Origin of the sequence: Devriesea agamarum (genome assembly GCF_900070355.1) — a bacterium.
GTDB classification, from domain to species: domain Bacteria; phylum Actinomycetota; class Actinomycetes; order Actinomycetales; family Dermabacteraceae; genus Devriesea; species Devriesea agamarum.
Genome location: NZ_LN849456.1, coordinates 894,271 through 917,780, shown reverse-complemented (window position 1 = coordinate 917,780; position 23,510 = coordinate 894,271). Strand labels below are relative to the sequence as shown.

Annotated in this window: 21 protein-coding genes, 1 tRNA gene and 1 pseudogene; 14 read left to right on the top strand and 9 right to left on the bottom strand. The window is 57.1% G+C overall.

The window, feature by feature from the left end:
* Positions 1 to 9: 9 nt before the first annotated feature.
* The 3 genes from BN1724_RS04075 to BN1724_RS04065 form a co-directional block, all read right to left on the bottom strand.
* Positions 10 to 1,824, bottom strand: a complete 1,815-nt coding sequence (locus BN1724_RS04075; RefSeq protein ID WP_084252740.1) for a glycerophosphoryl diester phosphodiesterase membrane domain-containing protein — start codon at positions 1,822 to 1,824, stop codon at positions 10 to 12.
* Positions 1,825 to 2,023: 199 nt separating this feature from the next.
* The gene (locus BN1724_RS04070; protein WP_157085749.1) at positions 2,024 to 2,494 is read right to left on the bottom strand and encodes a hypothetical protein; all 471 of its coding nucleotides are present in this window, start codon (positions 2,492 to 2,494) and stop codon (positions 2,024 to 2,026) included.
* 814 nt (positions 2,495 to 3,308) lie between these two features.
* Positions 3,309 to 3,394, bottom strand: a tRNA-Leu gene (locus BN1724_RS04065).
* A gap of 77 nt (positions 3,395 to 3,471) precedes the next feature.
* On the opposite strand from BN1724_RS04065, the gene BN1724_RS04060 reads away from it, so the two are divergent.
* From BN1724_RS04060 to BN1724_RS12515, 3 genes are all read left to right on the top strand, one after another.
* Positions 3,472 to 3,759 carry a DUF3618 domain-containing protein gene (locus tag BN1724_RS04060; protein WP_058234339.1) on the top strand — a complete coding sequence of 96 codons (288 nt, stop codon included), beginning with the start codon at positions 3,472 to 3,474 and terminating at the stop codon, positions 3,757 to 3,759.
* 47 nt (positions 3,760 to 3,806) lie between these two features.
* On the top strand, positions 3,807 to 4,103 hold the full coding sequence (locus BN1724_RS04055; RefSeq protein WP_058235745.1) for a GroES family chaperonin: 297 nt from the start codon (positions 3,807 to 3,809) through the stop codon (positions 4,101 to 4,103).
* A 487-nt stretch (positions 4,104 to 4,590) separates the two neighbouring features.
* Positions 4,591 to 4,875: a DUF1540 domain-containing protein gene (locus BN1724_RS12515; RefSeq protein ID WP_084252739.1), complete on the top strand. Its 285-nt coding sequence runs from the start codon at positions 4,591 to 4,593 to the stop codon at positions 4,873 to 4,875.
* A gap of 186 nt (positions 4,876 to 5,061) precedes the next feature.
* Here the strand turns inward: BN1724_RS12515 and BN1724_RS04045 are convergent, their stop codons facing one another.
* Positions 5,062 to 6,312, bottom strand: a complete 1,251-nt coding sequence (locus BN1724_RS04045) for a globin domain-containing protein (protein ID WP_058234337.1) — start codon at positions 6,310 to 6,312, stop codon at positions 5,062 to 5,064.
* 381 nt (positions 6,313 to 6,693) lie between these two features.
* Positions 6,694 to 7,590 (bottom strand): NAD-dependent epimerase/dehydratase family protein, encoded by an 897-nt coding sequence (locus BN1724_RS04040; RefSeq protein ID WP_058235744.1) that lies wholly within the window; start codon positions 7,588 to 7,590, stop codon positions 6,694 to 6,696.
* A 425-nt stretch (positions 7,591 to 8,015) separates the two neighbouring features.
* Between BN1724_RS04040 and BN1724_RS04035 the strand changes: the two genes are divergently transcribed.
* Entirely contained in the window at positions 8,016 to 8,465 is a 450-nt protein-coding gene (locus tag BN1724_RS04035; RefSeq protein WP_058234336.1) for an aminotransferase class I/II-fold pyridoxal phosphate-dependent enzyme, read from the top strand.
* 1,054 nt (positions 8,466 to 9,519) lie between these two features.
* On the opposite strand, the gene BN1724_RS04020 is transcribed toward BN1724_RS04035, so the two are convergent.
* Positions 9,520 to 9,795 carry a hypothetical protein gene (locus tag BN1724_RS04020; protein WP_157085747.1) on the bottom strand — a complete coding sequence of 92 codons (276 nt, stop codon included), beginning with the start codon at positions 9,793 to 9,795 and terminating at the stop codon, positions 9,520 to 9,522.
* 339 nt (positions 9,796 to 10,134) lie between these two features.
* On the opposite strand from BN1724_RS04020, the gene BN1724_RS12855 reads away from it, so the two are divergent.
* The 4 genes from BN1724_RS12855 (at position 10,135) to BN1724_RS04005 (ending at position 12,656) form a co-directional block, all read left to right on the top strand.
* A complete protein-coding gene (locus BN1724_RS12855) occupies positions 10,135 to 10,275 on the top strand; it encodes a hypothetical protein (protein WP_157085746.1) in 141 nt (46 codons plus the stop codon).
* A 200-nt stretch (positions 10,276 to 10,475) separates the two neighbouring features.
* Positions 10,476 to 10,724: an NUDIX hydrolase gene (locus BN1724_RS13560; RefSeq protein ID WP_084252738.1), complete on the top strand. Its 249-nt coding sequence runs from the start codon at positions 10,476 to 10,478 to the stop codon at positions 10,722 to 10,724.
* A 520-nt stretch (positions 10,725 to 11,244) separates the two neighbouring features.
* Positions 11,245 to 12,045 carry a carboxymuconolactone decarboxylase family protein gene (locus tag BN1724_RS04010; protein WP_084252737.1) on the top strand — a complete coding sequence of 267 codons (801 nt, stop codon included), beginning with the start codon at positions 11,245 to 11,247 and terminating at the stop codon, positions 12,043 to 12,045.
* Positions 12,046 to 12,047: 2 nt separating this feature from the next.
* On the top strand, positions 12,048 to 12,656 hold the full coding sequence (locus tag BN1724_RS04005; protein ID WP_058234330.1) for a TetR/AcrR family transcriptional regulator: 609 nt from the start codon (positions 12,048 to 12,050) through the stop codon (positions 12,654 to 12,656).
* A gap of 11 nt (positions 12,657 to 12,667) precedes the next feature.
* On the opposite strand, the pseudogene BN1724_RS04000 reads toward BN1724_RS04005, so the two are convergent.
* From BN1724_RS04000 to BN1724_RS03985, 3 genes and pseudogenes are all read right to left on the bottom strand, one after another.
* Positions 12,668 to 13,073: pseudogene (locus tag BN1724_RS04000) on the bottom strand (ATP-binding protein); the annotation flags it as partial.
* Positions 13,074 to 13,626: 553 nt separating this feature from the next.
* Positions 13,627 to 14,259, bottom strand: a complete 633-nt coding sequence (locus BN1724_RS03990) for a DUF6036 family nucleotidyltransferase (protein ID WP_197671754.1) — start codon at positions 14,257 to 14,259, stop codon at positions 13,627 to 13,629.
* Positions 14,256 to 14,747, bottom strand: coding sequence for a hypothetical protein (locus tag BN1724_RS03985; protein WP_058234328.1), 492 nt, complete (start codon positions 14,745 to 14,747; stop codon positions 14,256 to 14,258). Before BN1724_RS03985 ends, BN1724_RS03990 begins: the two co-directional genes overlap by 4 nt.
* Positions 14,748 to 14,871: 124 nt before the next feature.
* Here BN1724_RS03985 and BN1724_RS03980 point away from each other — a divergent pair, with 124 nt between their 5' ends.
* From BN1724_RS03980 to BN1724_RS03950, 6 genes are all read left to right on the top strand, one after another.
* Positions 14,872 to 15,708, top strand: a complete 837-nt coding sequence (locus tag BN1724_RS03980; protein ID WP_058234327.1) for a tyrosine-type recombinase/integrase — start codon at positions 14,872 to 14,874, stop codon at positions 15,706 to 15,708.
* A gap of 1,630 nt (positions 15,709 to 17,338) precedes the next feature.
* A complete protein-coding gene (locus BN1724_RS03970) occupies positions 17,339 to 17,629 on the top strand; it encodes a hypothetical protein (RefSeq protein ID WP_157085745.1) in 291 nt (96 codons plus the stop codon).
* Positions 17,630 to 17,664: 35 nt separating this feature from the next.
* On the top strand, positions 17,665 to 18,567 hold the full coding sequence (locus BN1724_RS03965) for a hypothetical protein (RefSeq protein ID WP_157085744.1): 903 nt from the start codon (positions 17,665 to 17,667) through the stop codon (positions 18,565 to 18,567).
* A 15-nt stretch (positions 18,568 to 18,582) separates the two neighbouring features.
* On the top strand, positions 18,583 to 20,100 hold the full coding sequence (locus tag BN1724_RS03960) for an SCO6880 family protein (protein WP_058234323.1): 1,518 nt from the start codon (positions 18,583 to 18,585) through the stop codon (positions 20,098 to 20,100).
* Entirely contained in the window at positions 20,097 to 21,512 is a 1,416-nt protein-coding gene (locus BN1724_RS03955) for a TraC family protein (protein ID WP_157085743.1), read from the top strand. The genes BN1724_RS03960 and BN1724_RS03955 overlap by 4 nt, the downstream gene beginning before the upstream one ends.
* Positions 21,513 to 21,541: 29 nt before the next feature.
* Positions 21,542 to 23,401, top strand: a complete 1,860-nt coding sequence (locus BN1724_RS03950; RefSeq protein ID WP_058234321.1) for a type IV secretory system conjugative DNA transfer family protein — start codon at positions 21,542 to 21,544, stop codon at positions 23,399 to 23,401.
* Positions 23,402 to 23,510 lie beyond the last annotated feature (109 nt).

The following is a 23,510-nucleotide window of genomic DNA, read 5'->3' as shown; positions in this document are numbered from 1 at the left end:
CGTAGGTTTTCATCGCCAAAGATCCTCCACGAAGAGTCGGCGCATTCTGTCTTTTGTGCCTTCGGCCAGCTGCTCGTTGAGCACCGTATTAAGTGACTGGATATTGTCTGTGATCAGGCCAAACACATTTTTCCTCGCGAACTTTTGCTGTGAAGCCACAGTGTTGACGGTCCAGACGATTGGTCGTTTACCTGCGATCTGAAGTTGGAGCAGCCGCAGATCTGTGGCATCCCCTTCTTCGAGGATTATGAAATCGCCGGTTAAAGCAGCCGCATCTCCAATGGCCAGGAAGTACAGGAACCCGGTGTCGACGTCGGGTCGGATTGCCTCAACGTACTGGATGAGCTTGTAGTCAAGGGAGATAATCACGACCTGATCCAACATCTCCATGCGCTCCGCGATTTGAATCGCATCCTGGGCCATCTGCTGATCGGCGGTGGCCCCTTTGAGCTCAATCATGACTTTAGTTTTCCCGCGGGCAGCAGATAAGAATTCCTCGAGTGTGGGAACTCGTTCAGATCCATCGCGGGCAGATGAGATGTCTAACTGCTTGATCTGTTTGAGAGTCATGCTCTGTGGGGTGCGAGCGTCGTGGGCAACCCGAGAAAAGGTTGCGTCGTGGTTGAGCACATAATGGTGGTCGGCGGTGCGCTGAATATCGATCTCGACGTAGGGAACCCGGTGATCGATCGCGTAGCGAAGCCCCGCTAGAGAGTTTTCGGGAGCTGCGAAACCTCCGGCGCGATGTCCAACCACCTTAATGTCGCGAGGAGGTGTGAACACTGAGTCGAAGGCGAGGCCAAGCGGGACCGATGGGGCGATGAGGCCGATAAGGAGGATCCCTGCCGTCAAATATCGATGGGCAAGAAGTTGATCTAAGAAAGACCGATGTTTTTTAGGGGTTAGGTGCGGTACAGCTGAGACGTACTGTTCGTAGCGGTGATCGGTGCTGAGTGCCCGATAGTAGGCATGGGTTACGAGATATATCGTCCACGGTGCGATGAGCATGACGGCGAGGACAACGACAGTTTGCTGAACGAGCCATAGGGCAACGATCAGAATGCGGGCCCAGGCTGCTTCATCGGGAAGAATCTCAATGAGGGTGAAAACAGCTCCAAACCATACGAAGACGGTGAGGGTAATAATCGATCCGAGCGCGAGCATGCGTAGTATGACGGCGCTGAGGATGGTCGTCCACGATGTTTTGACCAGACGTAAACTTGCAAGAATGGCCTGCCCAACGGGCATATTACCTAAGATAATAAAAGGAAATGTGAATATGAGGGCGAAACTAGCTGTCGCGCACACAATTAAAACTACTATGTACCCCGCCAAATATGCGGGATTGTCTTTAATGACCGCAGTAATAAAGTTCGGTATTTTAATATTCTCAAAAATGCTGAGAGTGGCCCCGACTTGCGTTAGGGGGACCAGTATCGCCAGGTACAGTGCGACAACGAGTGAACCGGGGCCAAGCAGGCGTGGGACTTGGTGGATGCCATAGGAGAGAAGTGCGCGGTACGTACTTTCAGGTTGGTCGTGCAGTGAGCGTGCAGAGATCACTAGGAAGCCGCCCAGCTCAGCAATCGCTGCAATGACTACGACGGTAAGTAGTCCAAGAGTGAAGAGTATTCCTTGTGGAGTAGTAAGGAATTTGAGGAGAGTCGCATTCGTAATCGCTCCCTCGTGACTGGCTAGAGCGTAGGCGCCGACACTGCCTCCGCCCAGCAGGATAAGCGTAAGTAATTTAGTAATTAATTGATACCGGAAGAGCTGCGATGTGGGAAGCGACGGGGGGAGAAGCCAGCGGAAAAATGAAAGCACCGCACTAAAATAGCAGCGTTTGGCACCGCGGTAATCGACAATCGTAGCGGTCTATCTCACGATGATAAAATGTAGGGATACGGAAGTTGAATATAGAAACATCCTCGATATCTCGCCGCTATTGTCGCCGCTTTGAGATGTCGAGGATGTCCTCGGCGCTACATTGCTAGGTGCAGGGTGATGGGCGCTGTGCTTAGAATCAGGGGATCGCGAACTCCACCGGGCCCCAGTGTCCATTTTGGCCGTCGATCGTGGCGTAGAGTTCGAATGCCGCATATGGAGGCTTTGAGGTGACGTCCTGGACTGACTCATAGGCGAATGGTGGGAAACAGGTAGTGCCAGTGCGGGCGGTTATTGTGCCCTGGAAACGTGTCGTGTAGGCCGTAAATTTGATGCCATCGAGGTACTGAGGCTTAAGAGCGTAGTCCTCGCTGAGCATTGTCCAAGCTGTGGTACTTGCGTTGATTCGTCTAAAAATGACATTGTCGACCGGAATCCAGTACACGACTTTAATGTTTGTGAGCTTTGTCGTTGGCTTCGTGTTCGTGAAGCACAAGCTTCCCATTGGGGTGGGATCGGTTGGCGTTTTCGAGGTCCATACCCGAAGTTTCAGCTGGTCATCGATCTCGCGGGTGGTAAACCGCATATTCCAGCTCACGGTCGTAGCCATGTCTACGGTAATTGGGACATTTGATGCCGCATGTGCGGGCGCTGTCGAGATGGCGATTGCCGTCGGGACTGACCATGCGACCCCTTTGGCGATTGACCGGCGGGATATTTTATCGTTCATAGCTTTCCTCGGGGCACTAGATGGAAGTTTGGGCGCCATGACGGCATGCAGAAACTAGATGTGACTGGACAATAGCATGAATGTCTATTGTGTCCAACGGATAAGGCTGGCTGTGCGATATCGCGCGAAATATCTTGAGGAAAATATGTGTTAGATGCGCTGAATGCAGAATTCTCACGTCTCTCTGGCAAAACAGGATCTACTACCTTTGTGCCGGAAAGTTATAGCCATGAGAACAAAAGGGTTATTTCAGAGGGCAACATAAGATATGTGCCGTTTACTCCAGACGATCGGACTTGATGTTGATGTTTGCTTGACAGTAAAGGTTGAATTGTTAAATAGATTTCACTATAGGTAATTCAAAACATTTGCCTGCAATTATGATGTTGACCTGATCTTATATCACCTAATGAGTGGCAAAAGGGTTTTATTTTGGATTGGATGGGTTCACTGGGGCGAGATCTGGTCGATAAGGGGTCTTAGGGGACGGGCGTCCTGAGCGCAGTCCGTTAAGGATGCATGTGTTCAAGGGAGACAGTGTCCCGGTTCAGCCTCCGCTGCTATGTCGGCCATGAAAGCTCAGTGTTTGGGCGGAACGGGCGTTGCATGCATCGACGGGTGAATACGAGCATGGGGGTCGTGAAACACCTAAGGGTGTGAGCTGGATAGATGATCCAGCTCGCTGATGGATGTCTGGTGCGCGAGAAGGGACTTGAACCCTTACGTCCTACGGACACCAGAACCTAAATCTGGCGCGTCTACCAATTCCGCCACTCGCGCGAGCCAGACCATCATACCCTGTGCTGCGGCGCGGTAAGATCGAACCTGTCCGTAGACCCCAGCCAGGAGGCGAATCAGTGGCCAAGGATAAGGGCGCGAGCCTGGAAGAGATGGATCGTGAGGCGACACGTCGGCAGGACAACCTCGCGCGCGATATCGATGAACTGCTTGATCGTCTGAACCCGAAGAACGCTGCCGTTCGGTGGAAAAACGAAGCGGTGGCGAGCGTCAAGGGTTTTTTCGTCGCCGATGACGGGAAGGCATCTGCTTCGCGGGTTGCTGCGGTGGCAGGTGGCGTTATCGGCGGTGTGGTTTTGATTGCTGGCACAGTGGCGTTGAAAAACAAGCGAATGCGAGAGAAGTGAGCACTCTTTCAGAAGGCGCTGTCAGCGCGCCTCATCTTCCTGTCCGCATGCTGCATGACCGGATCCTGGTTGATCTCGAAAATGAACCGGGGGAGCGCCGTTCATCCGCGGGAATTTTGATTCCTGCAACCGCCTCGATGGGGAAACGATTGTCGTGGGCCAAAGTGGTCGCAGCTGGGGTAAGTGTTCGGCAGGTAAAGGTGTCTGATCGGGTTCTCTTTGATCCAGCTGATCGGGCCGAGGTGGAAATCCAAGGCCACGACTATGTGCTGCTGCGTGAGAGGGACCTTCACGCTGTACACACTGAGGGTGACAGTTCTGACGGGACTGGCCTGTATCTGTAGCGGATGAGGCAAGCGGCCTCTCCGGAAGGTGCGGGGCATCATCGGAATTATGCTGTGCTGCATCCGGGATGATATGGGCACATAGGCAAGGCTCCCGCCTTCTGCTGTAGCGCAGATCTGCGGTGTAGGGCGGTCTTGTGGAGGTTCGCCGGCGCTGTGAGCTCCACTGTCGTTGCCCTTGCCCTAGATCGTCGGGGTGCAAAGTCCTACTGTCAGTCTGGTTATGCCCAGCTTGGGTTGACGCCAATGTGGCCCCTGAGGGCGGATGTCCCTGCAACTATAGTTTTATTGGCACGACCGTGTTGCTAATTGTGGAAACAGTTTATCTTTGGAGCGCTGGGATTAATAAACAAACTGTGTTGCCTATTTTCGTCAGGGATTCCTTGCTAGAGAATCGTGGGAAAGAGGTTTACTCTCAACAGTGAGATCAATGCTTCGTGACAAGCGTGTCTCAAAAGCTATCGAACCTAGTCGAGAGAGGGACATCATGACTGTCATCGACATGCCGCGCGTCTCCGAATGCACCGTATCCGGATGCTCCTACAACCACGATGGTTGCCACGCATTCGCCGTGACCGTAGGGCAGGACGCCCACTGCGCAACCTTTATTCCGCTCAATGTGAAGGGCGGCCTCAACAAGGTCGTCTCCCAGGTGGGAGCCTGCCAGCGCACCTCCTGCACGCACAACGAAGATCTCGCATGCGCCGCCGACAGCATCCGTGTGGGTGCGGGTGGCCATGACGCAGATTGCCTATCCTACGAGGCCCGCTGATCCTCCCGGCCTCGATTCGGTCGGTCATGACTGACCCTCACGGCTAGACGCCACTTTATGCATGACAAGCGTGCGGGGTGCGACCATTTTCGGTCGCCCCCGCGCGCATATATAACATGTGGGTCGAATGGGCAGGTGCCCACCTAGGATCCGTCGCTAGCTGGGTGGATTTCTGGCCGTGACGCCTCAGGCCGGCAGCAGGTGCATGTTTGGGGTGAACAATTCGATGTGAATCCTGGATTCGTCGATCCCATGCCCAACCAGGGTGCTGTGAACATCTTCGGAAAAACCTTCGGGTCCACACACGTAGAAGTCGGCCTGTTTCGGACGTGGAACATCGTCAAAGGTCATGCGACCTGCAATGGTGCCCTCACGACCCTGCTGGGCATCGCCGGTGACCCAAAAACGAGTCTCGCACTGCGGTAGCTGGGCTGCTGCTTGCGCTAATTCATCCTGAAGCGCATTGCCGACCCCCGCCTTGGATACATGCGCGACGTAGACGGGTCGGTGTGCGAGCGAACCGTCAGCAAATGCGCGCAGAAGCCCGAGCATGGGGGTGCACCCGATCCCCGCTGAAATTAACACCACCGGGTTGTATTCGTCTGCGGGAACGTCGATGGCTCCGACTGGAAGGGTGACCTCTAGTAGGTCCCCGACCTGAAAATTTTTATGCAGGAAATTCGATACCTCGCCATCCGGACGTCCGCCATCATGCACACGCTTGACGTAGATACGCCACGCTGTGTCTGTCGGAGCTGAGCACAGGCTGTACTGTCGCAGCTGCCGAGCCCCATCGGGTAGATGGACACCGACCGAGGTGTATTGACCCGGTGCGAAAGTGGGAAGCTCGCGCGCTGGTTCACCAACCAGGTCGAACGCGACAACATCGTCACTTATATCGTGTCGCTGAGCGATGACAGCGGTGCGGAAAACATCACCGGGTGCGACGTTGAGCTCAGTGTAGGTTGAGGATTCCGCGTTGATGAGGGTGCGAGCCATCAACCAATAAACCTCGTCCCAAGCCTCTGCAACCGGTGGCGTGACCGCATCTCCCAAGATCTCCACGATGGCGGCGAAAAGATTGTCATGCACAATCTGGTACTGGTCCTCGCGGATACCCAAGGAGACATGTTTGGCGACTATGCGTCGCAACATAGCATCAGGATCGGGAGAGCTGGGGTCCACCAGTATCGTGGCGAAGGCGGCTACCGACGCGGCGAGGGCAACCGGTTGCATTCCTCCCGCTTGATTGCCCCTGTTAAAAAGATTGCGCAGCAGTTCCGGGTGTGCCGTGAACATCTTGCCGTAAAAACAGGGCGCAATATCGTGGATCTTTGCGCCAACCAGGGGGAGCGTGGCGCGTACCGTGGCCGCGTGTTCCTCGCTCAATGCGATTTTTTCTCCGAGTACTGGGCGTGGCGATGGTGATTGCGGCATGGTGAAGTCTCCTGCGTAAAAAGTGAGGCGAATAGGTATGTCGGCGATCTTGAGTGACCGCTCGTGCTGCTGTGCACAGGACATACTGCGAGGGCGCCTGGGAGGAGCGGGGCACTCTATGCAAGCGATGCTTAATAGAAGTAGTTCATGGCCTGCACCCTATAAGCGTAACTAGAGAGTTTCCGGTGTGCCCGCTTATAAGCATCTGAATAGAGCACCTATGGGAAGGGCGTCGGAAGGTTAGCGAATAGGTCAAGAAGCATAGGTGAACTGGAGCGTTGCCGGAAAAGATCGTCGGGGCTCGACGCATATCATCTGAGCCCTTGGCGACGTGCCTAAGCAACGGCACCGGACACGAGTAACACTAAAACCCCAAACTCGTCACATACGAGACCAGCCGGGCGTTGACGGTCCGATCTGAGGGCGCCACCCCGTCTCCTGCAAGAACCGCACCGATGAAATACGCAGTGAACGCCGCTGAACATCCAATCGGGGGCCAACCACAGCCTGCGTGATATCTGGAAAGAACCTCGCCGGTCCGTCAATCCCAGCCTCACGCCCTAAATCCTTCGCCCAGCGTCCACGCGTGATCGGTTCGCCGCCGACGTTGTAGAAGCCGCTATGTGCCCTCAGAGCCGACACAAACGCGCGACCGGCATCCAGGTGATGCAAAAGGGTGATGTAGCCCTCCGACCGCCCCAGCAAAACAGGGTGACGCTCACGAACTTTGCGCAACGTGTGGGTCGTCAAGGGATCCCGCCCATACAACTGACCCAGCCGGAGGATAACCGCGCTGCGCCCTTCGCTGGCAAAATCCACGGCCGCCCGCATCTCGCGAACACGCGGACGAAACGCCGAGTTCCGGACCGCCAGAGGCATGTCCTCTCCGATCCAGTCTTTCCCATTATCGGGATACATGAAGATCGAGGACTCTTGAATGAGCTTGCGAGCACCAGCCCGTTTGGCAGCGTCCGCAATCGCTACCGATGCCTCCAGATGAAGACGATCATCCTCTCGCCATGCCAGCGGCCTCATTGCCGTCATGCCGACCGGAATTTTGGCGAGTGTGTTGATGATGACCTCATGGCCGCGTAAAGCACGGGCGAGGTTTTCAACGTCGAAGACGTCAGCGACAACCCCCTGCGCACCGCGTCCTTCAATGACTGGAACCCCTCGTTCTCGACGGGTGATCCCAGTGACCGTATGGCCTGCAGCAACCAGAGCAGCCACAGCTTCCTGACCTAAGACCCCGGTCGCTCCCGTGACGGCGATCCTCACTGTGCCTCCTGACGTCTCGGGAATGGACACCACATCTTATTCCTCCATCACTCTAAGCGATCAAAGCGAGTTGACTCGCTGAATCGCCACCGCCAGCATGGGACGCTCTTTCTCGAAAATCTAGCTATGTCAGATGACGGAATGAATGCCAAGTGTTAGATCGTGCGCGAGTTGGTGCTGGGTAGATAACGAGCCCAGCAAGAGCGCGAGGGGCGAGCATAAACGGGCTAGCCAGCACGACGGCTGGGTAGATGCATAAGGCTGAGACTTAGTGGTGCGGCAGTCACACGCAGGTGTCGTCGGTGAGATGCGTGATCGCGATCGTGAACACCGACCGGCTACCGTCATCGCCGAACGCATTGGCTGGACCCACTCCCTGACCGTTCTCCCGCGCCCTGCCCGTTACCGCTTCCGTTGAGGGTGACGTGATCGACTTAACTTCAGCGTCGCCCTTGGCGCCCCGCCCTACAGTTGCTCTGGAGCACCCCACGTATCCCAACGCGCTGGAACTGTTTAGCCACATCGGCGCTCGCATCACCGCGCTGCTCCCGGTGCGCAGTAGGGCAGACCTCGACATATGGCAGTCCGCACTGCATCACGCAGACTTGAGCTATCTCATCGCTGACTTCCACAACCCTACGGGTATCAGTGTGCCGGCAGACCTCCGCCCGACTCTTCAATCCCGCAACCTGCTGGTCGTGGATGAGTCCATGGTGGCGCTCGTTCTCGGCGGCGCCTGCTTGCCAGATGCCCCGCCCATGGGCTGCTCCCATCCCAAGGCCATCACCATCGGGTCGGTATCGAAGAATTTATGGGGCGGTCTGCGGATCGGATGGCTGCGGGCTTCCGAGAAGATCATCATCCGGCCCGCCTAGCGCTGATCCGCCTCCGATCTGGGCAACTCGGTCCTTGACCAACTCGCCGTCGCCGACCTGCTCGACGCAGGACATGCGCTCGACGTCCAGGCATCCCGGCAGCGCACCCAGCGATGCGACCGCATGCGCCGCGCACTCATCACCTCGACCCTCGATATCTGCACCCTGGAGCGCCCAGCCGGCGGCTTATCGCTTTGGCTCCAGCTCCAAGAACCCGTAGCAGCCGGTATGGCCACCCGGGCTCAGGAATTCGGGCTCGCACTCACTGCAGGACCCCGGTTCAGTCCCACCGGAGCCTTCCACCGCCACCTGCGGATCCCCTTCTCTCTGCCCAATAAGTGCATCGAGCCAGTCGTTTCACGACTCGAAAAACTCCGAGAAGCCGTGCAATGAGTGTCCAACATCCGCGCTCGAGCGAACTCGACTACACACAGCTCATCCCATGCCTCATACCTAACGCCAGCCACGCCTGCCAACACCCACTTACGTAGCACTTCGCCGGAGACGGCGAGTTCGCCGTCAGTAGCGGTGGTCAGACACGCACACATTTCATTCAAGTTCGGGAGGCTGAACATATCCGTCGTTTGTCCATTGCCCACCCCATAAACCTCCACGTCCAGACGTTCGCAGGAGCAGGTTTGCCACTCTCGCCTTAACACTTAGGAAAGCAGTATTAATAAATAATTCTCAACTAAATAATTGGTTTATGAGATAAATATAGATTTATGTTCTCCGGCTAAGTGGATTCATGTTTTATGAAAAGAAACGCCGCGTCTTCGGTCGAATCTACTGCACCAATTAGACAAAACTCATCGCTGACGAATTTGTCTCGGCATCTGTGCCAAGCTCTGCTGCGCCCCCTGGGTTGCGCCTCCGCACAGTCGTCGCAGGGGCTGCGGCAGGTCTTGGCTGTGTCATGGGCGCGCTGGTGGACTGTCACGGGACCGTGGTTCCTGATCTCCTTCAGGACCGTGTCCGGTAAATACGCCGAGATGAGGAGTCGGTCTTCCTTGAATGTGATCACTTCCGGGTCATAGGCCTAGGCGAGACCTTCCTAGAGGTTGAGCTGGCTTTGGTGAGTGGTCTTCATTTCGGGCGCATGGGACTGTTTGGAATGCATTGCGCTCCCAAGCACGTCTAGGTTGTCCCAAGAATCGGTGCTGCGCTGGAAGACGAGTGGAGAGGGACGCTTGAGCTTGTCACTGACATGGCTGACAATCCGAACGGCAACTCGCTGAGTCCGAGCATGGATGTGGGGACGGTTGAGAACGTCGTGATGAGCGTCGTAGAACACGTCGACGACGGTACAGAACGCATCCGCAGTGCTCATCGGCAGCATATGTGCGTGGAAGTGCTTGAGGGGCACAGAGCACAGTGTCGGCCGCATCGCTTGCAGCAGCAGCCGACGGGCCTGGGGTCGTCGAGCCGGGAGAACAGCATGTGCAGGACCCGGTTGTTGGTCGCGAACTGACAGCGTGCGAGGAGCTGTGGCCCTGGATGTTACCCCCTGGGGCGCGAGAACAACGCAGTTTTTCTCCTGACATACATCCAGGCCAGAGGCACGCGTTTTAGGGTGATGCGGGGATAAGAAAAAGTTGGAGGGTGCTGTCATAAACTGGGGTTCGGCTCTGTGATGTAGGGGTGATCGCCGATGAAGAGGAGATCCCCAATGACCGCCACCCTCGAGCTCAATGCCTCTCGTGCGACCGTGTGCGCCGAGGGACCGGTTCACTGCCTCCAAGGTGCCGGCTCTGATCAGCGAGATCAAGAAGATGGACGGCCGTGGATTCAGCGGCACCTATCCCCGTGAGGTCGAGGTGCAACAACCCGAGGACAAGCGCATAAGCGCAGAACTTGGCCTGCTCGCCGCGACAAAGCCTCGCTCGATAGCCGGCGGCGACGTCCACGACTTCCTGGAGGCACTCCCTTTTGGGAAACGCCGACAGGTAGCCCGATATGCTTTTGATCGGTATGAAATGAATTTCAGATAAAGATGTTCAAGGGGATCAAATGAACGTAAGTAGCTCAGCAAACGGTTTCAACTCCACGATAAATGATGGAGCACCCGAAGTTCTTGCCCGAGGGATGATCCACGATTCTCATGGTCGACTACTGTTGGTACGACATCGCCGTCGTGACTGGTGGTTCGCCCCGGGTGGACATCTAGAGCGAGGCGAATCTGTCTCCGTAGCTCTTCAACGAGAACTGCAAGAAGAAGCAGAATTACCGCTCATGGCCCAAAGCGTACGAGTTCTCTAGTGGCGGCGACGACAATTTATGAACATGGCAACCTGAAAGGAGAGAAACTGGCGCATTGAGCTGGAATAAGCAGGGACCTGGTTGCTCATCGTTCGTCGATTTAACGTTTACGATCCGGGGATAAGAATTCCCACCTCGTCCCGCATCTAGTTGAGCGACTCAGAAAAATTCCACCATCGAAGTCGGCAATGTGGATGCCATCCGAGACTATGTTTTCTCGACGACGTTGTAGGCCGCATAGCTGAGAAGATTGCAGACAGGGCTGCTGGGGTGTCCGATCTCGGAACAGGTGGGATGTCTGTGGGGCCGTAGTGTTCACAGGGGCACGGCTTTTGGGGCGGCGTGGCGGTGAAGCTAGACATCCAGGCACACACTGGTGTTTTTCCGTGTCGCCAGCTACCGAGCCGGGTGGTACGGACCCTATAGCTATGTCACTAGACGTGGCCCGCGCTGGGGGCTTTGACGTGGCCCTGCGTGACTATCCTTGACCAATTAGTTTACGACATGTAACGTAATTGGTATGTCTAGAGCCGCCTCGCCCGAACCCGTCTACTCCACTCAAGGCCAGGAACAGATCGAGAGACTTGGTTCTCAACAGCTGGTTCAAACTGTGGCTTCAACCAGCCCGAACTTGGCTCAACTACTGGTTAACAACGCTTTAGGTGGCGTGCTGGGCCGCCCTGATCTCGACTCCCGCACCCGCGAGCTCTTGGCTGTCGCAATGCTCGCGGCTTTAGGTAGCGAGAGAGAATATCTCGCCGTGCATGCTGATGCAGCGCTTAGAGCGGGCGCGTCGCCGGAAGAACTCGCCGAAGTAGCTACACAAGTAGCTACCTTTGCTGGATTTCCCGCCGCTCTTCGAGCTCTTGAAGTAGTTCGCGAATCAATCACCGAGGCAGGTGGCGGCCTTCCAGTAGCACGCTCAGCCCGCGCCGTTGTTACGTCATTTTTTGACCACCTCAACACTGGTGACGTAGATAAGGCACTTTCCTTGATCAGTGATGACGCAGTCTGGCTCATTCCCGGAGATGCAGATCTACTCCCTTGGGCCGGCACGCATAGGGGGCGTCAAGAAATTCGTAGCTTCTATGCTCAACTCGAAGCGGAATCCATCGCCGAAGAACTGAACCTGGGACCTGTCGTTGGGCACGGCAACTTAGTTTTCGTCCGTGGGGAATTTTCCTACACCTTTCCGCGCACGAAAGGATCCTATTCAGGCGTCTTCGTCATCGTGTTCACGGTCGAAGAGGGCTTGATTCAACGATATGAAATGCATGAAGACAGCCTCGGTTTAGCGCGTGGTTACCAGAACGAACAGTGAGCATGGTGGGCGAAACACAGAAGCAGCAGAACGCGCGTGTAGGCCGGCCCCGAAAGCCGGCGACTGACGCATCGATTAATGACGCTGTGCTCGCTCTTCTGGCTAAGAGTGGTTACGCGGGGCTAACTTTTCACCGAGTGGCTACTCAAGCTAAAGTGACCCGGCCTACCGTCTATCGTCGCGCAAACAGCAAAGTCGCACTTGTTGTCAACGCGCTAATCGACAAATACGGGATAGATCCTGTTCCTGACACGGGAGGGGTAAGAGAAGATTTACTTGCACTTCAGCAATCGCAGGTTCGCCTTTACACCGATCGCGCTTTCCAAGAAGCCCTGCCTGGAGTCTTGGTCGATATCCGTTCCGATCCAGCCGCACTGGATTCGTGGGTGCACGGCTTTGTGAAGCCACGTCGACTCAGCGTTGCCTCCGCTGTCGAACGAGGCATACAGCGAGGTGAGATTACGGCTGACGTCGACGTGGAATGGGTGTGTGAGGTACTCACTGGCCCGATACTGAGCACTGCGTTCCTTCGCGGAGTTGCCGCTATACCTGAAGCTATCGTGGCTGAGACAGTGGATCTTGTCTTACTGCGGTTTGGTCAGGAAAAGTAAGGGTTTGGAATCTATCGAACCATTTTGCTATGGCCGAGTGGGCATAAATGTGTGACCGTTTCAATGATCGTGCCGTGGTGGTTGAGTCGGTCGATGATCGCGGCACATAGTCTTGGATCGGTGAACGTGTCTGTCCAGCCTGAGAATGATTGGTCTGACGCGATCGCGATACTGTTTTCTCTTCTCGTTCAGTCAGGACTTGTCCCGTTCCGTCAGGACTTGGAAGAGGGGCCCGACACCGCGACGGTCGAATTCCATGTACCCGAGCTCGTCAATGATCAACAAATCCACGCGCCCGTAGCGGGCGGTGGCCTTCGCCAGCGCTTTCTCATCAGCAGCTTCAACTAACTCGTTGACCAGGCGGGTGGCAAGTGTGTGCTGAACCCGGTGGTCCTGTTTCTCGGCCGCAGTATCCAGGGAAGTTTTTTCGATGATCTTAGCCAACTGATCAGCATCATTACTGGTCACAGGCCATAGCAACTGCTAAAGATGCACGCTCACGAAAAACCGTGGACTGAGTGACATCGAAGACAGCGCCGATATCGCGGGTGTATACACCAGCATGAGTGAGTACCTGAACCCGATCGCGTCGCACCTCGATCGTGGCCCACACTCGCGCTTGAGCGAATTCGACCAAACACAACTCACCCCACCGCTCATACCCCAACGCCAGCCATGGCTATCCCTGATAGCCGGTCATGACCAGCTGGCCCACCACAGCCATACCGTCTAAGACCCTGGTCGACGCGATCGAGCGCTACTTCGATGTCTCTACCGACGACATCTTCAACGGCTTGGGCCTCTTCGGCGGCAACGCAAAGAGCCCCCACCGGGATTCGGTGGAGGCTCTTTCGCGGGTGCGCCATCAGGGACTCGAACCCCGGACCCGCTGGTTAAAAGCCGGAAACACGGATAACAACATCATCGTCATCGACTTCTCAGCCCGCACACGGATACCGGCCCGCAGCCATTACATTCTCGGGCCATCCGTTGAAGGCGACGGTGGAGAAACCGGCGATACCACATCAAGATCAGCACGAGGAGTCGAAGCCTGCGCTGCAGGTCGAATCTGAGCAGCCCGACTAGCCACTTCCTCAGTGATGTACCGATGCCGGGGAAGGAGCATGGAAGACGGATACATTCGCCCAAGCAGTGCCACCGCTTCATCCGCCTCGGTGTACCCAGCTAAGTTAAATAATCGAGCAGCATCGTCAATGTCTCGGTCACCCCGGGACGCATACAGTTTCATCGCAAGCAGGTACTCCGGTGAGGGAACCTGAATCACCAGCGAGTCTGACCTGAAAACTGTCTTTGGCGCGCTGTCACTGCCAGGCATGAACCCCTTAGCCGCATCGTTTAGCCAATCCTCATCCAGCCCGCGCTCTACGCCAAGATCAGCCGCCACCTCACGAACTTCAGGCGTGGGCACAAACAGAGCATCCACATCACGAGTTAACCGAGTGTTGTCGTAGGCCAAAGCCATCGCAGCACCACCAACAACAAACAACTGCGCCTGGACACCGCGCTCAGCAAGGCGCTCTGACAGTGCAGTCAACAACTCACGAAGCTCTCCAGCGCCTAGCGATCCACCCGTCCTGTTCATGCGCGCCACAGCGACCGTCCAGTAATAAAAATTCCTCGTTCACGAAACGCACGAGGACTCTCCATCACTGCTTGCCCCCTAAACATGGCCGGAACATCCGGGAACCACGCATCCTGACCATCCAAAACCATGCCCGGCCTACGTGCCCAACCTGGGGCTTCCCATCCATCCCGCTCAGCCACATAATCCGCTAACGCAGCAAAAGCCACATCAACCCGTCGGCTCCCCGTAGGACCTGGTGCCTCACCAAAGACCGCACGGGCATCGACGCCTCGGCGCTGGGCCGATGTGTAGTCATCAAGCGTCTGGAGTATTCCAAACCGCCAACAGTCTGTATCTGGTTTACGCTGCTCGATAATCCGCTGACACTCCACCGCGTTCATAGCGGCCGTGTGCCTGACGCTTCCGACAGGCCCTCTCTGCTGCTCACGCAGGGAGGCAGCATACGACTGCTCTAACAACTCACCCACGCTCAAAATCTTAACCATCGCACCTCCCTCACACCTAGAGCCTACGGTGCACCTCCTTACCAAACCAAGCACTACGAGTCTCGTTAACCATGATCCATCCCCATAAATCGCTCTCACAGAGTTTTTACGGTAAATCAAAAGGATGTTCACATATACACCGCACTGGCGCGGCCTTCTCGACACCTGGACAACCTGGCTGATCGCCGCAGACCGCAGCCCCGAAACCGTACGCCTTCGCCGCTACCACCTCAGTCGCCTCATCAACGACCTCAACACCGAGCGCCCCCACGACGTCACCGCCAGTGATATCGCCGCGTTTCTCGCCAGCTATCCATGGGCACCCAGTACGCGACGCAGCTACCGCGCCTCCATACGCCAGTTCTTCCACTGGGCCCACACCAACGGACACATTCCCACCGATCCAACCCGCACACTCCTACCCGCTCCACCACCGCGACACATCCCCCACCCCGCCCCAGATGACATCATTCTCCAGGCCGTCCTATCCTCCCCGCCTCGCACCCGGCTCATGCTCCTCCTAGCCGCAGAAGCTGGGTTACGACGCGCCGAAATCGCTCGCATCCACATACGAAACCTTGATGCCACCTCCCGTAACCTCCACATCACCGGCAAAGGCCGACGCGACCGAGTCATCCCCATTAGCGACAGGCTCTACCATGCCCTCCAAGACCACATCCACGACGCCCACATCACCGGATGGCTCTTCCCCAGCCCGACCCTACCCGGCCCCATCGGTGCTATCCGCGTGGGTGAACTCGTCTCCGAAGCCCTCCCCTCACCGTGGACCTGTCATTCATTGCGCCACCGGTTTGCGACCGTCACCTATCAAACCTGTCACGACCTGTTATTGGTCCAGCAGCTCATGGGCCATGCAAAGCCCGAGACCACCGCGGGATATATTGCCTTAGATACCCACAGTGCAGCAGAGGTGATCGCGCGGATCTCTCTCAGTCCCTAACACATTGCGAAAACTAGGCCGCTCCCATGACCTGGGAGCGGCCCATTCACCGCCGCGAGACCTCACAACCCATCACAACTGCGAAAACGGTGTCGGCGGATCGGGCAGGCCCAGGTGAGCGTGGGTGAGACATGCATTGCTGTGCGCGATTCAAATCCAAGGTATCTGAGGCATTTCGGGTCTAATAGGCCTAGCTGTGACGTTGTGGTATGCCGGGTGTTGGGCTGCTGGGGTGAGATCGGCTGGATACCGGGTGGCATCAGATGGCTGTTCATTATGGGCGCCGATATGTGTAGATTTTCGCCGATATAAAACAGTGCGAAACGGCCTGCATCGTGTGTAGCAGTTGGACCCACCAGTTCGCATTAAAGGGGTAGAATGTGGTCTTAGTCACCCTATTGACGCTGCTCAAGGACGTGTAGAACCTTCGCTCGTTATGGGCGAGCCTCGACGTGGACGGGCAGAGAACCCCACGGTGGAGGCCCCTGATGATCCCGGCAGACAATTCAACGATTCATTTTGGTATCGATACGACCTGGTCGAATGGGTTCGGGTTTTTCCGTGACGCTTCAGGCGGCTTACTGTTTATTGGCCTAGTGATCGCGGTCGCGGCGATCGCAGTGTGCGCAGTGATCGTGGTCTGGGGGAAAGTTAGGCCGGCATCATGGGCGGCTCGGGTCACGACTGGCACCCTGGTGGGGGTTGCTTCGGGCGCGGTGGTACTGGGCTCTATCACGGGAGGGGTAGCGTGGGCGTCAACGTTAGCAACACCGCCTGGCCTGGTGGTTCCTGAACCTGCGAAGGTAGATCTAGGGGACCCGAACGCATGGAAAGCGAAGTTAAAACCGTTACCGACGGTACAACCGGCCACGGGCTGTAAAAACTACAACTCACGCAGCGGCTTGTGCCTGGATGATCCCGGTGCGAAGAAGTCAGCGAAGCCGAAGCCTCCTACGGAAATGCCACCAGCACCGGAGAAAACCAGTCCGTCCACGTGTCATGCACGGGATATCCGGACAGGAGCCTGCCGAGACTAGCCAGACAGCCAGCAGACTTGGAGGACGTGCACTCTACATTCGAGGTGGCTGTTCAACCTGTGGTTTCGACCGTGCTCCACTGAGGTTGGTCTTATTCGGCGTTGGTTACTTCTTCTCAGTCGATCTGTCGCGTGGATGAGCATTTTCTAGGGCTATTGCTCCTATGTCTCGTTTGGTTGACAGGCAGGTCATGTCCTTGGAGACCGGCTACGGCGATGTCCTTCGCGGGGACGAGTTTGTAGTGCGATTCGATCGATGTTCGCCTATCTGACTGGGCGCTCTCGCACATGCTTTGCTGTCGGGTGGCTGTGGTTGCCGATGATGCTCACAGGTCGGCTCAGATCATCGAAAAAATCGTTGTGAGGGGTCACTGCGGCGCGGGATATGGATGGGTGACTGGCCGTCTCAGATGTCGTAGACGAGCCGGTCAGGATTGATGCTGCGTGGAATCGCCGCTGGTCAGTTGGTTCGAGTGATGCGGATGGTTGTCTTGTCCACGGCGATGGGGTCGTGGGGTTTCAGAAGCTGGGATGGTTGTAGGGCGGTTGAGACGTGGATGGGGTGACACGTATCGATTGTGAAAGGCCGCCGTGATGTTCGAGATTCTTTTGGCTGTTGACCCAGGTGTAAAAATTGATTCTGGGTTTTGGCCGTTCACCAAGATCTTTCAGCAAAGTGTCGGTGGTCTTTTGTTTATTTTGATTATCGCTAGTGTGGCTACATTCGCCATTTCAGGCGTGATGTTAGCGGTCGCAAAGTTATCGAACTCGCAGAAGGTGGCGAATGTTTCGACCACGATTTTGGGGTGGACGTTACTCGGGGCGGCGGTCGTGGGTTCTGCAAGTGGTCTCGTGGCGTGGGCGTCGGGTCTGAAACTTTTTTAAACCAGGTGTTTCTTCCGGGAGGGAAGTGATCACTCATGATCTGTATGCCGGGCGATATCGACTGTTATTTCACGAGCTGGGCGGGCGATCTGGGGGCGTTTGCCGAGGTGTTGATCCGATCTGCATTTGTGGGACCGGTCTCGCAGATGGGGACTGGTACATGGTCGGTTGCGGTCTCGATGAGTAACCGGTGGGGCCTGTTTTTGCTGATCGTGGTGATCGGGTTAGCGGCGATACAGATCATGATCGCGATGATTCAACGGCGGCCGAAAGACATTTTGCAGACGTTGATTTTCGCGCTGTTGGCCTGGCCGACCACGATGACCGCGATCTGGTTCACGATCAGGTCTACGGCTGCGATGGATTCCCTGGTCGTGGTGATGTTAAACGATGTGAAAGGGAAGGGTCCCAGTGTGATGACGCGGATTATGGACCCGGTTTTTCAGGGGGTGGAGGGCACGCATATAAACCCGGTGGATGGGTGGGCGAGTAAGGGCCTGGTGTTGTTTGTTTTCGCGTTTCTTACCTTTGCGGCTGGGTTGGTGTTGGCGTTTTCGATGATGTTTAGAAACTTTGCGCTGCTGGTGTTGGTGGGTTTTGCTCCGTTGGCGTTTATGGCGATGCCTACGGCGGTGCTGCGTTCGTGGTTGCGTACCTGGGCTCAAACGGTGATTGCTTTGATTTTAGCGAAACCACTTGCTGCGGGGATTTTGATTTTGTGTGTGCAGTTGCTGGGCTCGTCAACGTCGGTGGGGCAATGGTTGATGGCCACGGTGGGGTTGGCGTTGGCTTCGCTTGCCCCAGTGGTCTCGTTACGCCTAGTGGGTTTTGCTGGGGGCGCAATTGCGGGGGCGATGGGGTCGCACGCAGCGACACCGGTGAATAAGACGGCGCAGGCAGGGACCCGTGTGGCGTCGACTGCTGCCAGCAGAATGTAAGGAGAGGTTTATCTGATGGATGAGAGTTCACAGGCATCGATGGTGGTGTTTCCTCGGGTCGAGCGTGCCGGGTTTATGTGGGGGATGGATGTTCCCCAGTTCGTGACGGTGTGCCTTGGGGCTGTCGTGTTTGTTATCGGCGCGGTGGTGTGGGGTTTTCCCGTCGTGATTTTGGTGCTGCTGTGTGTATCGGTGCCGTTGTGGTGTCTGGCGTTGGTGCGTTTTCGTCAGCGTCCACTGGTGGATTATTTGCTGGTGCGTAGCCGGTGGCTGGGGCGGTCTGTGGCTGGGCATCGTGAATGGACGGTGAAGCCGGAGGCTCCTGTCCAGGTGGGGCAGATTCAATGGCCTGGGGCAGTGGGGGCCCGGATGAGCGTATTTGCATCGGCGTGGGGCGATGGCGCGATTTTGTGGGATGCGAAGTCTCAGTGTGCAACGGCGGTAGTGCGGTGTGAAATGGCCGGGTGGGCTTTGGCCTCTGAGAGCGATAAAGCTGATCGAGCTCGCGCGTACGGGGTGTTTGCACGCTCTATTCAGCATCACCCTGCGCTGAGCCGGATCCAGATTATTGCCAGGTCGCTGGTGGATGAGGTGGGGGCGGCGGATCGGTATCGGTCTCGCACGCAGGAGGAGCGAGGTGTGACAGGCTCGGCGTGGGCTGAGGGTGTGCATGCGGCCACGATGCGGGGTGAGTTTGTGACGGCTAAGGGGGAGCCTCTGGCCAGTGTGGGGGCGGTCAGTGGGGCGTTGCGCTCGGATGCGTTGGTGGCGATCACGCTGGATGCCTCGAAAGCGCAGCGGGTGATTGCTCAGCATGGTGGCGGTATACGGGGGATGAGTTATGCACTGGGGGAGGAGGTGCGTCGTATCCAGGATGGTCTTGGCAGCTTGGGGGTGATGTTGGGGCATTGGTTGACCCCGACAGAGGTGGCGGATGTATTGCGGGAGGCTACTGATCTGGAGGCGATGAGCATGATCGCGGCTCAGCACGCTTCGGGGGAGCGGGATGCGCGCGAGTTTTCGGGGGCTACCCCAGTGTTGGTGGAAGAACGTGAGGACATTGTGTGGACGGGCGGGGGTTATCACCAGGTGTTTTGGATTCAGGAGTGGCCGCGAACGAAGGTGGCGGCTGGGTTTTTGTACAAGGTGATTACGGCGCCGTTTCCGCACTGTGTCTGCCAGGTGTGGCACACAGTTTCGGCGGCGAAGGCGTTGCGTCAGATTGATGATGCTCGGATGTCGTCAACGTCGCGGGATCGGGTGAAGGAGTTTTTCGGGCGACCGCGCCGGGTCGCAGATGACTTGTCGGATCAGGATGTGCATGATCGTGAGCTTGAGTTGGCGGAGGGGTATGCGGATGTGCGGCTGGTGGGGTACATCGTGGTCTCGGGGGCCAGTGAGGCGGAGTGTCGATCGAACTCGGAGAAGTTACGGGGCCTGGTGGGGCATTTGGACATCATGTTGTTAGAGCGTCAGCAGTGGGCGGCGTTTTGTGCGGCTGCGTTGCCGTTGGGGTGGGGGCTTGGGCGATGAACCGGATGCAGGTTGAGGTGCGTTTGCCTGGGGAGAAGCGGCGTCAGGCTCGTCAGCGGCGTCGTGAGCAGCCGAGTGAGGTATTTGCGCCGGAGGTGGAGTTACAAGCTCATTTAGAGACACTTCCTGGGCCTCGCCGAAGTCTTGGGATGGGGCGCAGTGGGCGGGTGGGGGTGCCAGCGATCAGGGTGTCTACGAAACGGTTGGGGCATGCGATTCCGTTTGTGGCACCCACTGGAACGGGTGCGCGGGGCGCGTTTATCGGTGATGTGGAGGGTGGGGGTCGAGCGTATCTGGATCCGTGGGAGTGTTTTAACCAGGGCTGGGTGAGTGGAAACTCGACGGTCGTGTTTGGGCACGTGGGTCAGGGGAAATCCGCCACGATCAAGAAGTGGGCGCTGGGTCTGTATGACTTGGGTCGGCGGGTGGGGGTGTCCTCGGATCCGAAAAGTGAGTGGACGAAAGCGGCGCAGGTGGTCCCGGGTGCGCAGTGTCTTCGGATTGGACCGGGGGAAGCCCATGTGGTGAATTGCATGGATGCGGGGGCACGCCCTACCGGTATGTCGACGGTCGAATGGGATTCGTTGGCGTTTGCGCGTCGGGTGGAGATGACCCAGTCGGTGATGGCTGCGCTGACAAATACAGGTGGGTTAGAGGACATTCACTGGTTTGTGATTGATGAGGCGGTGCGGTATTCCTCCTCGCAGCGGGTTCCGGTGTTACCGCATGTGCTTGATTATTTGGATCGTGAGTTACCAAAAGCTACCGATTCTGAGTTGCGGGCGGCGATGACGCGTCTGCGGTATCCGTTGTTGCGGCTGCTCACGGGGCATTACGGGAGCATGTTTAACGGTCCGTCTACGGTGAGGCTGGATGAGAACTCGCGGATGGTGGTCTTTGATACCTCGGCGTTGCGGGGCCGGGATCCGGCGGTGGTGGCTGCAACCTCGATGATTACCTCGACCTGGCTGGATCAGATTGTGCGGGCTCAACAGGGCCAGTTTTGGATGTTGGTGGATGAGGAGGGATGGGCTGCGCTGCGTTCAGCGCGTACGGTGGCCAACCGGGATGAACGTCAACGTTTAGCGGGTGAAGATGGAACCGCCCCCGTGTTGATCATGCATTCGATCAAGGATTTAGAGATGGTGGGGCTGCCTGATTCCCCCGAGCGTAATCAGGCTCGTGGCCTTTTGGCTAAGGCCCAGATCAAAATCATCCACCGGCCGGTCAATGATGATCTTCCGCTGCTGCGGGAGTCCCTTGATCTGACTGCATCAGAGTGTGCAGCGATTCAAGAGCTTGTGCCTGGGCAAGCGTTGTGGAAGATCGGGAGTCGGTCGATGGTGATCACCACGCGTATTACTCGCGCGGAGTGGGAAGTCATTGAAACCAACGAAAACCGGGCCGGGTAAGGCCTCTTTATAGAACAAAGGACGTCGTGATGGGTAAGGGAACATTTACTGGGTCGCAACGCCTGGTGCTGGTGTTGGTTGGGGGAGGGATTCTCCTGATGAGTGGGGTGATGGTGTGTGGTCAGGTGGGGGTGGCGATCGCATGTGGAGCGTGGCCAACTCGCGGTGGGGACGCGCCCACTTATTTGCTGGGGCCTCTTTCGTACCTGATGGGGGTGCCATTAAAGCGGGTATTGGGGTCGGTGCCGGGGTGTGTGCCATCACCGGCCTGGCCGCTTTCTACGGTGGTGATCGGGTTCATGCTGGTGATCGTGGTGGTGGTGATGGTGCTGGTGCGAGTTGAGCGGTTTCAGTTAAGTCCGGCGGCGTTGCGTAGGACGTTGTTAAAGCGGACCGAGGTGATTGCCGGATCCGGTGAGGTCAAGGCGACTCAGGGGGAGGCGGTCACGGTGGACAAAGGCCGTCGGGTGCGTCCGTCCACGAAGATGGTGCGATCTGCGTTGCCTCAGCAGTCGGCGTGGTTTTTGGGGACCTCGCATGGGGTCAAGGTGTGGATGTCGATGGAGGATCCGGTGTTGTTGATCGGTCCGCCTCGCTCGGGTAAGGGGTTTGGGATTTTAACGTCGTTGATTGCGGAGGCGCCGGGGCCGGTGGTGACGACGTCAACGCGTGGAGACAATATGGAGGCCACGATTTTGGCCCGGGCGAAGACGGGGCCGGTGTATGTGTTTGATCCGGAGTGCGTGTTGGGGCGGGCTTCGACGATGCGCTGGTCCCCTATTCATGGGTGCGAGGACGGAACGGTGGCTAAGGATCGGGCGACAGCGTTGGTGATGGGCACGGGACTTGGGGGTGGGGACTCGGCTAACAATATGGAGTTTGCGACCAAGGCGATTGAGATTCTGCAGGCGTTGTTGCATGCGGCTGCGGTGGGTGGGGTCTCGTTATCGACGTTGTATTTATGGACGAAAAACCCTGATCGGGCGGTTCAAGCGGTGGAGATTTTACGTACCAGGTCATCGTTTGGGTGGGAGGATTTGTTAGAGGCGACGATAAATCTTCCGGTGGATAAACGTCAAAATGTGTGGTTTGGTGTGTCTTCGGCCTTGACGCCGGTGGATGTGCCGGACGTGCGGGAGCTTTTTGATCCACCGGCTTGTGAGCAGTTTGATGCGGAAGAGTTTTTGAAAGCCTCAGGGACCCTGTATTTGATTGGTAAACCGGTCTCGAAAAAGGCGGGGCCAGGTGCAGGGGTGTTGTTAGGGATGATTTTGGATGACATTGTGCAGGCTGCGCACACGTTGGCGATGCGCTCACCAGAGGGGCGTTTAGATCCGCCGTTGGCGTTGGTATTGGATGAGATCGCGAATGTGTATCCGTGGCCGAATCTTCCGGCGGTCTGTTCGGCAGGGTCGGGTGAGGGTGTAGATACGGTGGTGGTGGGGCAGTCGTTGTCTCAGTTTCGGGCGAAATGGGGTGTTGAGGAGGCTGGAGAGATCTGGGAGTCGTGTACCCGCAAGCTGATTTTGGGTTCGGGCTCATCTAAGAAGGATTTAGAGGAGTGTGTGGCGTTGGTGGGGGAGCGTCGTGAGCGTCAGGTGCGCTCATCCTGGGGGAATCGGGATGAGTCCTTTAGTGATGATGAGTCCTATCGTCCTGGGATCACGGTGGATGAGCTGCGACGCCTGCCGAAGGGCATGGTGTTGCTGGTGGCTGGTCGTGCCCGGGCGATGGCTGTTGATTTAACGGCGTGGACTCAGCGCCCGATCGCGACGTTGGTTCAGCAATCCAAAGCATGGCATCAAGCCCACCCTGGCCGGGCGGGTCGTTCTGGTCCGTTGGGTGAGGTGGTTCCGGTGGAGGGGGTGGATGATGTCACTGCGGCGTAAACGTCCCGGGGCGGCGCACGCGTATCGGGAGGGGTATTTAGCCTCACCGGCGTGGCGTGCTCGCAGGCGACGGTTTTTAACGGAGCGGATGGGGCCGGAAGGCTCTTTG

What these genes read in the sequence shown, in the direction of transcription:
- BN1724_RS04070 (WP_157085749.1), bottom strand. Translation starts at nt 2,494, where the DNA reads ATGGCTACGACCGTGAGCTGGAATATGCGGTTTACCACCCGCGAGATC.
- BN1724_RS04055 (WP_058235745.1), top strand. Translation starts at nt 3,807, where the DNA reads ATGCTGCATGACCGGATCCTGGTTGATCTCGAAAATGAACCGGGGGAG.
- BN1724_RS12515 (WP_084252739.1), top strand. Translation starts at nt 4,591, where the DNA reads ATGACTGTCATCGACATGCCGCGCGTCTCCGAATGCACCGTATCCGGA.
- BN1724_RS04045 (WP_058234337.1), bottom strand. Translation starts at nt 6,312, where the DNA reads ATGCCGCAATCACCATCGCCACGCCCAGTACTCGGAGAAAAAATCGCA.
- BN1724_RS04020 (WP_157085747.1), bottom strand. Translation starts at nt 9,795, where the DNA reads ATGAGCACTGCGGATGCGTTCTGTACCGTCGTCGACGTGTTCTACGAC.
- BN1724_RS12855 (WP_157085746.1), top strand. Translation starts at nt 10,135, where the DNA reads ATGACCGCCACCCTCGAGCTCAATGCCTCTCGTGCGACCGTGTGCGCC.
- BN1724_RS13560 (WP_084252738.1), top strand. Translation starts at nt 10,476, where the DNA reads ATGAACGTAAGTAGCTCAGCAAACGGTTTCAACTCCACGATAAATGAT.
- BN1724_RS04010 (WP_084252737.1), top strand. Translation starts at nt 11,245, where the DNA reads ATGTCTAGAGCCGCCTCGCCCGAACCCGTCTACTCCACTCAAGGCCAG.
- BN1724_RS04005 (WP_058234330.1), top strand. Translation starts at nt 12,048, where the DNA reads ATGGTGGGCGAAACACAGAAGCAGCAGAACGCGCGTGTAGGCCGGCCC.
- BN1724_RS03990 (WP_197671754.1), bottom strand. Translation starts at nt 14,259, where the DNA reads ATGAACAGGACGGGTGGATCGCTAGGCGCTGGAGAGCTTCGTGAGTTG.
- BN1724_RS03985 (WP_058234328.1), bottom strand. Translation starts at nt 14,747, where the DNA reads ATGGTTAAGATTTTGAGCGTGGGTGAGTTGTTAGAGCAGTCGTATGCT.
- BN1724_RS03980 (WP_058234327.1), top strand. Translation starts at nt 14,872, where the DNA reads ATGTTCACATATACACCGCACTGGCGCGGCCTTCTCGACACCTGGACA.
- BN1724_RS03970 (WP_157085745.1), top strand. Translation starts at nt 17,339, where the DNA reads ATGTTCGAGATTCTTTTGGCTGTTGACCCAGGTGTAAAAATTGATTCT.
- BN1724_RS03965 (WP_157085744.1), top strand. Translation starts at nt 17,665, where the DNA reads ATGATCTGTATGCCGGGCGATATCGACTGTTATTTCACGAGCTGGGCG.
- BN1724_RS03960 (WP_058234323.1), top strand. Translation starts at nt 18,583, where the DNA reads ATGGATGAGAGTTCACAGGCATCGATGGTGGTGTTTCCTCGGGTCGAG.
- BN1724_RS03955 (WP_157085743.1), top strand. Translation starts at nt 20,097, where the DNA reads ATGAACCGGATGCAGGTTGAGGTGCGTTTGCCTGGGGAGAAGCGGCGT.
- BN1724_RS03950 (WP_058234321.1), top strand. Translation starts at nt 21,542, where the DNA reads ATGGGTAAGGGAACATTTACTGGGTCGCAACGCCTGGTGCTGGTGTTG.